Source organism: Huintestinicola sp., from assembly GCF_051882455.1.
Classification (GTDB): domain Bacteria; phylum Bacillota; class Clostridia; order Oscillospirales; family Ruminococcaceae; genus Huintestinicola.
Map to the genome: position 1 here is coordinate 1 of NZ_JBJERV010000039.1, position 10,529 is coordinate 10,529.

Sequence of the window (10,529 nt, forward strand, 5' to 3'; positions counted from 1 at the left end):
CGAAACTTTTACTATGACCTTATTTGTGCAACTTTTTTTATTTCTCCACTTTATCGACAAGCTAAGTGGGCTGCCGCAGTACAAGCTGCGGCAGCCCACAATAGTTATTATTTCAGATCGTAAAGTGATATCTCGCTTTCCTGGCGCTTGGGTCTGCCCATAAGCTCACGGATCGCGTCACGGGGGCTTGCTCCGTTATAAAGCACGTTGTAGCACTTTTCGGTAATGGGCAGGCATATCCCGCATTTTCTGGACAGCTCATATGCCGCCTTGGTGCAGAAATATCCTTCGACTGTTCCCACCTGCTTTACCGCTTCATCGGGGGAAACTCCCTGTCCGATAAGTATTCCCGCACGCCTGTTGCGGCTGTGCATACTGGTGCAGGTAACGATAAGGTCGCCCACTCCCGAAAGTCCCGCAAAGGTCTCCTGCCTGCCGCCCAGAGCCATTCCCAGACGGGATATCTCCCATATGCCTCTGGTCATAAGAGCCGCCTTTGTATTGTCACCAAAGCCCATTCCGTCGCATATGCCTGCGCAGAGGGCGATAACATTTTTAAGGGCTCCGCCTATCTCACAGCCGATAACATCATCGTTATTATAAATTCTGAGGGTGCTGTTTGACATTACGCTCTGGACATATTCCGCCTGCTCGGGTATTTCCGAAGCCGCTATGACGGTGGTAGGCATTCCGATAGCCACCTCCTCGGCATGGGAGGGTCCTGTGAGAACAACTATCTTCTTGCCCGTTTCCTCGAAAATTACCTGGCTTATGAATTTAAGTGAGCCGCCTTCAAGTCCCTTTCCCGTATTCACGAGAACGGTCTTTTCGTCGATAAAGGGAGCCGCCTCTTTTGCCACCGACCTTACGAAATTTACGGGTATCCCGAAAATTACCAGGTCCTTGCCCTTTACTTCGGAGATATCGTCGGTGAGCCTTATCTTTTCGCTTATCTTCACTCCGGGAAGCTTTGCCTTGTTTTCGCCGTCCCGTCTGATATCGTCAAGCTCGGTGCGGAATTTTGACCATACGGTAACATCATGTCCCATACCGTTCAGCATTACCGCAAGGCTGAGTCCGAAACCGCCTGAGCCGAGAACGAGTATATTTGCCTTATCCATTGACATATCCTCCTTGATTTATTTCACTTCGTCCGAGTCGTTCATAACGCCGGTATCCTTCTTCTTGCTGCCGAATTTATTCTCTGTGCCGTTTCTGAGACGCTGTATATTGGAGCGGTGCATATAGATAAGAAGTATGCTGGTGCAGAATACAAGCCCTGTGTGGAGAAGGGCTCTGGGCGCTCCCACATCATAGATAAAGAAATGAACGAAAAATGTGATGACGGGATAAACAGCCGCCGCAAGTATGGAGCCCAAGGAAACATACCCGGATATTGCTACCACAAGTGCAAAAAACGGGATAACGATGCAGAAGGTGACAGGGTCTATCACAAGCAGTATGGAGCAGGAAACAAGCACGCCCTTGCCGCCCTTGAAGCCGTAATAGAGGGGGAAGATGTGTCCGAGAATGGAGAAAAGTCCCGATATGTAGCCGATGGCGCGTCTGTCGATGAAATACACGCTGTCGAAATCGGCTCCGAGCAGAAGCTTTGCGATATATATGGAGACAAATGCGGCGATAACGCCCTTGGCAAGGTCTCCGATAAGGGTCATGAGTGCGGGTATCTTGCCGTAGCAGCGCAGGGTATTGGTAAGCCCTGCGTTTTTGCTGCCGTGCTCACGGATATCCTCGTGCTTTAAAAGCTTTACTGTTATGATGGCGCTGTTGCAGCTTCCGAGAAGATAGGAAATGACCGCAGTTATCAGCAATGTGACTATCAACATATATAATTTACCTCTTAAATTATTTTGTATCGCTGTTATCGCGTTCTCTGATAACAAAGCGGACGGGTGTGCCTGTAAGTCCGAAGGTCTGGCGTATCTGATTTTCGATATATCTCTGATAGGAGAAATGGAAAAGATCTGCACGGTTCACAAATACCACGAACGTAGGCGGTTTGGTGGAAGCCTGGGTCATATAGTATATCTTCAGCCTTCTGCCCTTGTCGGAGGGGGGCTGCACTCTTGTAGTGGCATAGGAAAGCACATCGTTGAGCATACCTGTGGTTATTCTCATACTGTTCTGAGAATTTACGCTGTTTATCAGGGGGTAAAGCTTGTCGATACGCTGACCTGTTTTTGCGGAAATGAAGATAAAGGGCACGTAGGACATAAAGCTGAATTTCTCTTTCAGCTCGTTTGTAAACTCGTCCATTGTGTTGGAGTCCTTTTCCACTGCGTCCCACTTGTTTACGGCAACGATACACGCCTTGCCCTGCTCGTGGGCATAGCCGGCTACCTTGGAATCCTGGTCCGTAAAGCCCACAAGTGCGTCGATAACGATAACGCATACATCGGAGCGGTCAACTGCCATATAGGCTCTGAGAACGCTGTAATGCTCTATCTTCTCTGTTACCTTGGACTTTCTTCTAATGCCTGCGGTGTCGATGAACACGTACTTGCCGTTTTCATTCTCGATGACGGTATCGGTCGCGTCACGGGTAGTGCCTGCGATATCCGAAACTATCACACGCTCCTCCCCTGCAATTCGGTTGATAAGAGAGGATTTTCCCACGTTGGGCTTGCCTATGACCGCCACCTTGATATATTCATCGTCATACTCATCGGTATCGTCTTCGGGGAAATACTTGAACACCTCGTCAAGAAGGTCTCCCGAGCCATGACCATGCTGTGCGGAAACGGCAAAGGGTTCTCCCACGCCTAAGTTGTAAAACTCGTAGAACTCGGGGGGCGGCTCTCCGATACTGTCGCACTTATTTACCGCAAGGATAACGGGCTTTCCGCTTTTCTGGAGCATTGAAGCCACTTCATAGTCATCTGCCGTAACGCCGCAGCGGATATCGGTGAGGAACACGATAACGTCTGCTTTTTCAATAGCAACCTGCGCCTGACGTCTCATCTGAGAGAGGATAATATCATCACTGGCAGGCTCGATACCTCCTGTATCGACTATCATAAATTCCCTGTTGCGCCACTCGCACTTTGAATAAATGCGGTCACGGGTAACGCCGGGAGTGTCCTCAACAATGGACAGGCGCTTGCCTGTGAGCTTGTTGAAAAGGGTGGATTTTCCCACGTTGGGGCGACCCACTATTGCAAGAATAGGCAGCATAATATTACCTTCCTTTCTTATCCAAATTAAAAATCTATCTTCCGAGAATGGCGTCAAGAAGCGAGCCGCCGTCATTTTCGGCAAAGCGGAGCTTAACGCCAAGCTTTGTTTCCACATCTGAAATTGTCAGGTCATCAAGGAACAGGTCTCCGTCATGGATAATCATTGACTTTGACAGAAGAAGCTCTGTTCCCAGCTCTTTGCCCTCAAGCTGGGAAATGATATCCCCCGCCGTGAGAAGCCCTGTGACGGTTATTGTTTCTCCGAAAAAGTAATTTATTATCTTATAAACTCTGCACCGCAGACCGAATTTTTTCTCGGCTGCACGTGCAAGCTCCGATATCATATCAAAGGGTGCCGCACCTGTGGCAATGGATATGTCACGCCGGATATTTTCATCTTTTTCAGCTTCAAGAGCGGCAAAAAATTCATCGTAAAGGGAGCGCATCATTCCCACGCCGTTCTCATACTGAGGATACTCCTCGTAAAGATCCGCTTCGGGAAGCGGACGCTCTGCTTTAAGGTAAAACTCGTCCGAGGGGAAAACAAGACGGGTGCCGTATTCACGTAAAAATTTCTGCTGAAACTCCTCTATCAAATCAATTGCCCTTCCTGCGCCCTCTTTGTCAAACATTGTAAGGGGGTAAAGTCCCTCCCTGAATTTGGTAAGTCCCACGGGCACAATTGCCACGCTGCTCACATTGGGCATAAGATCTCCCAGGTCTGTAAGGGTCCTGCGAAGCTCGTCGCCGTCATTCAGCCCCGGACAAAGGACTATCTGGCAGTTCATTGATATGCCTGCCTCGGAAAGCTGGCGGAGATAGTCTATCTTCTCCCCTGCAAAGCGGTTGTTCATCATTTTGCAGCGAAGCTCGGGATTGGTGGTATGAACGGAAATGTTGATATTCAGCTTCATTTCGATAATGCGGTCTATGTCCTCCTGCTTTAAATTGGTAAGAGTGACATAATTTCCCTGCAAAAATGACAAACGGGCGTCGTCGTCCTTGAAATACAGGGTCTCTCTCATTCCTTCGGGCATCTGGTCGATAAAGCAGAAAACGCATTTGTTGCAGCAGCTTTGCTTTTTGTCCATAAGGAAGGTATTAAATTCCAGACCGATATCGTCATACTCGCTCTTGCGTATTTTAAGCATAAGGTGTTTTTTGTCGCGCTTTAAGAGCAGTGTAACGGTATTTTCCGAGGAATAGTACATATAATCAAGCACGTCGGATATCCTATGACCGTTTATGGCTTCAAGGATATCGCCGCATTTTATCCCGCATTTGGCAGCAGGTGAATTGGCTGTTACGCCCGTAATTTCAGCAGACATAGTACCTCCGCATAGTTTCACTTTAAGAAAAAAGCAGAGAAGGATCGCTCCTGCTCTGCTTTTTGAGGAAACATGATCACGCTTCCTTCTTAATTACCTCAACGCCCTTGTAATATCCGCAGTTCTTGCAAACCTTGTGAGGAGCGGTAAGCTCGCCGCAGTGTGAGCATCTTGAAAAAGCGGGGGTGTCCAGCTTCCAGACAGCGGAACGTCTCTTGTCACGTCTTGCCTTGGATACTTTTCTCTTTGGTACTGCCATTATTCAGCACCTCCTTAACATTTAAGATAATCAAATTCCTGACAGCTTGATCTGACCTGACATATTTGCGAATATGTCAAATGTCCCTCAAGCATTTCTGTTATTCACAGTTACAGTCGGAAATGTTCAGATCGGCGCCGCACTTCGGACACAATCCCTTGCAGTCCTCCCTGCAGAGCAGCTTTGTCGGCATCTGCAGCAGAATGTCATTAACTGCAAGCTCGTCCAGATCAAGCTTGTCATTTTCGGTCACTACATACTCGTCATTATCGCTGTTAAGGCTCCTGACAAGAATATGCTCGAAATCAAATGACCTGCTTCGTTCAAACCTGCTGAGACATCTGTCACATTCGGCGCTTATTGTAAACTCGGCGGTGTAGCTGAGTGTTACCACACCTGCACGGTTATACACCGCGCCTTTCAGACTAACAGGACCGATAAAGCTATAACCATGTATTTCATCCAGCCTTTCACGGGAAACCTCAGAACATATGTCGAGCTTTTCGCCCGTGATCTCATAAAGCTGCTTTAAGCCTATAACCATAATACGCTCCTGCACCAACACACAAGCTATATTATATCATATTAAAAAAGATATGTCAATAGCCTGCAAAAATTTTTTTCAGAAAATTACTTGACAGCGTACTTTGTAACGCTCTCGGGAAGGTCTGCCTTGTCAGCGGATACTGTAAATACAACATTTACATCGTTTCCTGTGAGCTTGTCGATCTTTGCGAGGAGTGCGCCCAGAGCCTCGTAATCTGCTCCGCCGATCTTGAGGATAGAATCTACAAAGATATCCTTGATATCATAGTTTCCTGCAAGGAGACCTGCAACGAGACCGAAGAATGCCTCAAAGGAATAGATGCAGTTAACGTCGGTGTCAACAATTCTTACGCTGTGACCGATATCGTATCTGAGCTTGTCGCTCTTATCAATGCAGACAACATAGCCGTCGGTGTTCTGGGAAGCTGCATTGATCATATCAATGAGTATCTTAGTCTTACCTGAGCCCTTATTACCTGTAATAATCTTTACCATAATAACTCCAATCTCAGCGGCGGAAAATTATTTTGCGGAATATCGGTGCAAGACCCCCGGAGCGCCGCTGTGCAGCTCCGGGTGCTGACGAAATTACGTCAAAGCGCCGTATTCCATATATCATCACCCTTATAAGGGTTGAAGCCTGTCTTATCTGCCAAGCTTTGCTTCAAGAGCAGATCTCTGATCCTCATAGCCGGGCTTTCCGAGAAGCGCGAACATATTCTTCTTGTAGCTCTCAACGCCGGGCTGATTAAAGGGATTGATGCCCAGCATATAGCCGCTTACGGCACAAGCCTTCTCAAAGAAGTATACCATATATCCGAAGCTCTTTTCGGTAGTATCCTCAAGCTCGAGAACGATGTTGGGAACGCCGCCCTCGGTGTGTGCGAGGATAGTTCCCTCAAATGCGCATCTGTTTACAACGGACATATTCTGATTTGTGAGGAAGTTCAGACCGTCAAGGTTCTGAGCGTCGTCCTCGAGGAAGAAGTCCTGCTTGGGCTTCTTGATGTCAACAACGGTCTCAAACATTACTCTTGAGCCGTCCTGAATGAACTGACCCATAGAGTGAAGGTCGGTGGAGAAGATGCAGGAGGAGGGATAAATGCCCCTGTTGTCCTTGCCCTCGCTCTCGCCGAAGAGCTGCTTGAACCATTCTGCCATCATTGCAAAGGAGGGGTCGTAAGCCTCGAGTATCTCGATGGACTTGCCCTTTCTGTAAAGGATATTTCTGATAGCTGCGTATTTGTAGCAGTCGTTATTGTCAAAGCCTGCTTTGAGCTCCTCTCTTGCCTGAGCTGCGCCTGCCATTACAGCGTCGATATCGCAGCCTGAAACGGCGATGGGAAGAAGTCCGACAGCGGTGAGAACGGAATATCTGCCTCCTACATCATCGGCAATAACGAAGGTCTCATAGCCCTCCTTGTCGGAAAGCTCCTTGAGGGTCCCTCTTGCCTTGTCGGTGGTGGCGAAGATCCTTTCCTTTGCGCCGTCCTTGCCGTACTTCTTTTCGACCAGATCTCTGAATACTCTGAATGCAAGCGCAGGCTCGGTAGTTGTTCCCGACTTGGAAATAACGTTTACCGAGAGATCCTTGCCCTCGCAGATGGAAAGTATCTCATTGAGGTATGTGGGGGAAATGTTGTTGCCCACATAGTAGATGTCGGGGGTATCCTTTTTAAGGTTATTGTAAAGGGGCGACTTCATAAGCTCAATAGCTGCTCTTGCGCCCAGATAGGAACCGCCGATGCCGATAACGATAAGGATATCGGAATTGGACTGTATCTTCTTTGCGGCAGCCTTGATCCTTGCAAACTCGTCCTTGTCATAGTTCACGGGGAGGTCGAGCCAGCCCAGGAAGTCATTTCCTGCGCCTGTTCTTTCCTCAAGGGTCTTTGCCGCAAGCTCTGCCTGAGCCTTGACAGCTTCCATCTCGTGAGGAGCGATATAGCTTTCAAGATATTTGGTATTAAGTTTAAAAGGTGCCATTTTTTGTATCCTCCTAAAATTTCACATTTCTCTCCAAATGTGACAATCAATCCATATACAAATATTATATTACTATATTTTCAGAGAATTTGCAAGATTTTTTGGAAACATTAACTCAATAATCGCAAAATTAGTTGATTTAACTAAAATTGAACGATATATTTCAGCATATCTGACAACGTATTTAGAATACTTTTTTTCGGGATATCCTCAGCCGCTTTCAGCTCCACGGTCTTTAAAAGCCTGTCTTTGCAGTAAAATCTAAGCTCCCCTATCTTGTCTCCCCGACTGACTGGAGCGTACACATATGACGGCAGTATGATACGTGCCTCCACATCGCCTTCCGAGCCCTTGCTTATCAGAGCATTCCCCGTCTGCCTTGCAGATATGGCTGCTTCCGTATCGCAGCCGTTTTTTACCCTGACCGCATCGGGCATTTCTTCGGGTATTTCGAGGGGTATGACCGTATATCCCCCGAAGCCGGTGTCAAGAAGCTCCTTTGCAAGCCCCAGAGCTCTGTCCTCGTCCCTGCAGTCCATTACGGCGCAGACAAGGGTAAAGCCGTCGCGGCAGGCTCCCTCGGCGGCAAAATATCCCGAGGAGGGCCCTGTGCCGCATTTAAAGCCCACGGAGCCTTTGTATCTGTGTCCCATGGGATTTGAGGTAACAAGCTGGACCTTTCCGTCCTTTATCTCCTCAAGCCTTGTGACAAACATTTCCGTCAGCTCCTCATGCTTTGACAGCTCGCAGAGGAGCAGAGCGGCGTCATAGGCTGTGGTGTGCTGCAGCTCGTCATTGTAATAGCCCGTACATTCGGTAAAAAGGGTGTCTTTCATACCAAGCTCAGCTGCCCTGGCGTTCATAAGCTCTGTGAATTTCTCCTCGGAGCCGCCGATCTTTTCGGCAATAACGCAGGCGGCGTCGTTGGCATTTCCGATAATGACTCCTTTGAGGAGCTCCGACATTGTAGATCTTTCTCCCGGCATGAGCCATATCTGGGCGCCCTGCTTGGAATTGGCATTCTCGCTTGCTGAAAGCACCATATCAAGGTCAAGCTCTCCCCTGTCCATCGCTTCCGCCGCCAGCAGGACGGTCATAAGCTTATTGAATGACCCCATTTTCACAGGCACATCGCCGTTTTTCTCACGTATGACCGTCTTTGTATCGGGCTCCATAAGGACGTAGCTCTCCGTAAAATCCGAAGGCTTATCCTCCGCGGATATCCCCGATGTGCAGTTAATTATCATTATGGCACTGATAAATATTGCAGAAAATTTTATAAATGCTTTTTTCATTCTATCACCCGTACATTTTATGCCGCAGACGGGATAATTAGGACAAACATAAAGCATAAGAAAACGGCTGCCCCGAAATAACGGAACAGCCGCCTTGAACCTATTTAGCTTCAAGCCTGTTTATCAGATCATTCTACAATGAACTGCTTGATGTTCTCAAAGAACTCGGAAGCGTCATCGGTGTGTGCCTCAAGAGAGATGGGCTTTGAAAGATCGAGGCTGAAAATACCCATAATAGACTTAGCGTCAACAGCGTATCTTCCGGAAAGAAGATCAACGTCATAATCGCACAGAGAAACCTCGGAAACAAAGTTCTTGACATCATTGATAGTTGCAAGCATAATAGTAGTCTTTTTCATAACGACCCATCCTTTCATGGTGTTCATTAAATTAGGTTATTCCCTGAGAAACCGCCTGATTTGTCTTTCTTGCAGTTTCCTTAGTATTAAGAATAGCAGTTTTTTCCGATTAAGTCAAGAGGATTTGCAATTTTTTTTATTTTATTGTATAATAGCATATAGTTAAAAAAAACTGAAAGGTTTTCAGTGTACATTTTGCACAAGTTTTTACGGAGGATTTTATGTATATTCACTTTATCACCTTCGGCTGCAAGGTCAACACATACGAAACTGCCTGTATGACAGCCGCTTTCGAAGCCGAAGGTTTTACGCCGACTGTCGAAAAAAAGCTTGCGGATATTTTTGTCATAAACTCCTGCACAGTCACCTCCGAAAGCGACAGCAAGCTCAGGCAGACACTCCGGGGGCTCAGACGCGATCACCCGAATGCGGTCATAGTTTTAACAGGCTGCTTTCCCCAGGCATTTCCCGAGGAAGCCGCTGCCGAAGGCTGCGCCGATATCGTGACCGGCACCAAAAACAGGAGCGATATCGTCAGACTCGTAAAGGAATATCTTGAGGACAGAAAAAGGGTATGCTCCGTTGCCCCCTACTCCCCTCACGACAGCTTCGAGGCAATGTCCGCCGAACATCTTGAGGGGCATACCCGTGCATTTATGAAAATTCAGGACGGCTGCAACGCCTTCTGCACATACTGCATTATCCCCTATTCAAGAGGCAGGATAAGGTCTAAGCCGCTTAGTGACATTGTTTCCGAGGCAAAAAGGCTTGCCGCAAACGGCTACAGGGAAATTGTCCTTGTGGGGATAAATCTGGCGTTTTACGGCGCGGAGCTTGGTATAGGGCTCGCGGACGCTGTTGAAGCAATAAGCGGTATAAAGGGCATTGACAGGATAAGGCTCGGTTCTCTTGAGCCCGAAAAGATGACCAATGATGTCCTTAACAGGCTGGCAGCTGTGCCCGAATTTTGTCCCTCATTCCATCTGTCACTGCAGAGCGGCTGCGACAGGACGCTAAAGGCAATGAACAGGCGCTATACAGCAGATGAATACGCCGCACTTGTACAGCGCATACGGAGCATTTTCCCCGACTGCGGCATTACTGCGGACGTTATGGCGGGCTTTCCCGGAGAGACCGAGGAGGATCACAGGGAGTCGGTGGAATTTATAAGGAAAATCGGCTTTTCAGATATCCACGTGTTCCCCTATTCCCGAAGGAAGGGCACTAAGGCTGACCTTATGGAGGGTCAGGTTCAAAGTGACATAAAAAAGCGCAGAGCAAGGGAGCTTGCCAGCGCGGGAGCCGAATGTCGGAGAAAATTCCTGCAAAGCCTTGTGGGAAAAGAGTTTCCCGTGCTTTTTGAAAGGGAAAAATCCGACGGCGTTCATCACGGATATGCTCCGAATTACGCCCATATAAAAATTTTAACAAAAAATTCAGAAAAAAGTTTGCGTAAAATGATTTTTTATGTTAAAATAGATAAGATAGGAGATAATTGCTGTTTCGGTGAAATTATTCAGAACGGCGGCGATCTCGACACCAACATACAATAAAGGGGA

General features: G+C 47.7%; 11 protein-coding genes. 1 reads left to right on the forward strand and 10 read right to left on the reverse strand.

Translation table 11 applies throughout. The features are described from left to right. Window positions 1-107: 107 nt before the first annotated feature. The 10 genes from ACI4J0_RS05405 to ACI4J0_RS05450 form a co-directional block, all read right to left on the reverse strand. Window positions 108-1,121: an NAD(P)H-dependent glycerol-3-phosphate dehydrogenase gene (locus ACI4J0_RS05405; protein WP_439764792.1), complete on the reverse strand. Its 1,014-nt coding sequence runs from the start codon at window positions 1,119-1,121 to the stop codon at window positions 108-110. 18 nt (window positions 1,122-1,139) lie between these two features. Continuing rightward, entirely contained in the window at window positions 1,140-1,847 is a 708-nt protein-coding gene (gene plsY / locus ACI4J0_RS05410; RefSeq protein WP_439764793.1) for a glycerol-3-phosphate 1-O-acyltransferase PlsY, read from the reverse strand. Between the two features lie 19 nt (window positions 1,848-1,866). Beyond that, window positions 1,867-3,198, reverse strand: coding sequence for a ribosome biogenesis GTPase Der (der, locus tag ACI4J0_RS05415; RefSeq protein ID WP_439764827.1), 1,332 nt, complete (start codon window positions 3,196-3,198; stop codon window positions 1,867-1,869). Window positions 3,199-3,229: 31 nt separating this feature from the next. Next, window positions 3,230-4,525: a DUF512 domain-containing protein gene (locus tag ACI4J0_RS05420; protein ID WP_439764794.1), complete on the reverse strand. Its 1,296-nt coding sequence runs from the start codon at window positions 4,523-4,525 to the stop codon at window positions 3,230-3,232. A 76-nt stretch (window positions 4,526-4,601) separates the two neighbouring features. Then, on the reverse strand, window positions 4,602-4,784 hold the full coding sequence (gene rpmF, locus ACI4J0_RS05425) for a 50S ribosomal protein L32 (protein WP_178724691.1): 183 nt from the start codon (window positions 4,782-4,784) through the stop codon (window positions 4,602-4,604). Between the two features lie 100 nt (window positions 4,785-4,884). Beyond that, window positions 4,885-5,328, reverse strand: coding sequence for a YceD family protein (locus ACI4J0_RS05430; RefSeq protein WP_439764795.1), 444 nt, complete (start codon window positions 5,326-5,328; stop codon window positions 4,885-4,887). An 86-nt stretch (window positions 5,329-5,414) separates the two neighbouring features. Beyond that, window positions 5,415-5,825, reverse strand: a complete 411-nt coding sequence (locus ACI4J0_RS05435) for a hypothetical protein (protein WP_439764796.1) — start codon at window positions 5,823-5,825, stop codon at window positions 5,415-5,417. A 150-nt stretch (window positions 5,826-5,975) separates the two neighbouring features. Further along, a complete protein-coding gene (locus ACI4J0_RS05440; RefSeq protein ID WP_439764797.1) occupies window positions 5,976-7,316 on the reverse strand; it encodes a glucose-6-phosphate isomerase in 1,341 nt (446 codons plus the stop codon). Window positions 7,317-7,459: 143 nt separating this feature from the next. Continuing rightward, window positions 7,460-8,611 (reverse strand): D-alanyl-D-alanine carboxypeptidase family protein, encoded by a 1,152-nt coding sequence (locus ACI4J0_RS05445; RefSeq protein WP_439764798.1) that lies wholly within the window; start codon window positions 8,609-8,611, stop codon window positions 7,460-7,462. Window positions 8,612-8,739: 128 nt separating this feature from the next. Next, complete coding sequence (locus ACI4J0_RS05450) at window positions 8,740-8,970, reverse strand: HPr family phosphocarrier protein (RefSeq protein WP_439764799.1); 231 nt, start codon at window positions 8,968-8,970, stop codon at window positions 8,740-8,742. 221 nt (window positions 8,971-9,191) lie between these two features. Between ACI4J0_RS05450 and mtaB the strand changes: the two genes are divergently transcribed. Further along, on the forward strand, window positions 9,192-10,523 hold the full coding sequence (gene mtaB / locus ACI4J0_RS05455) for a tRNA (N(6)-L-threonylcarbamoyladenosine(37)-C(2))-methylthiotransferase MtaB (RefSeq protein ID WP_439764800.1): 1,332 nt from the start codon (window positions 9,192-9,194) through the stop codon (window positions 10,521-10,523). Window positions 10,524-10,529: the final 6 nt, after the last annotated feature.

What these genes read in the sequence shown, in the direction of transcription:
- ACI4J0_RS05405 (WP_439764792.1), bottom strand. Translation starts at nt 1,121, where the DNA reads ATGGATAAGGCAAATATACTCGTTCTCGGCTCAGGCGGTTTCGGACTC.
- plsY (WP_439764793.1), bottom strand. Translation starts at nt 1,847, where the DNA reads ATGTTGATAGTCACATTGCTGATAACTGCGGTCATTTCCTATCTTCTC.
- ACI4J0_RS05420 (WP_439764794.1), bottom strand. Translation starts at nt 4,525, where the DNA reads ATGTCTGCTGAAATTACGGGCGTAACAGCCAATTCACCTGCTGCCAAA.
- rpmF (WP_178724691.1), bottom strand. Translation starts at nt 4,784, where the DNA reads ATGGCAGTACCAAAGAGAAAAGTATCCAAGGCAAGACGTGACAAGAGA.
- ACI4J0_RS05430 (WP_439764795.1), bottom strand. Translation starts at nt 5,328, where the DNA reads ATGGTTATAGGCTTAAAGCAGCTTTATGAGATCACGGGCGAAAAGCTC.
- ACI4J0_RS05435 (WP_439764796.1), bottom strand. Translation starts at nt 5,825, where the DNA reads ATGGTAAAGATTATTACAGGTAATAAGGGCTCAGGTAAGACTAAGATA.
- ACI4J0_RS05440 (WP_439764797.1), bottom strand. Translation starts at nt 7,316, where the DNA reads ATGGCACCTTTTAAACTTAATACCAAATATCTTGAAAGCTATATCGCT.
- ACI4J0_RS05445 (WP_439764798.1), bottom strand. Translation starts at nt 8,611, where the DNA reads ATGAAAAAAGCATTTATAAAATTTTCTGCAATATTTATCAGTGCCATA.
- ACI4J0_RS05450 (WP_439764799.1), bottom strand. Translation starts at nt 8,970, where the DNA reads ATGAAAAAGACTACTATTATGCTTGCAACTATCAATGATGTCAAGAAC.
- mtaB (WP_439764800.1), top strand. Translation starts at nt 9,192, where the DNA reads ATGTATATTCACTTTATCACCTTCGGCTGCAAGGTCAACACATACGAA.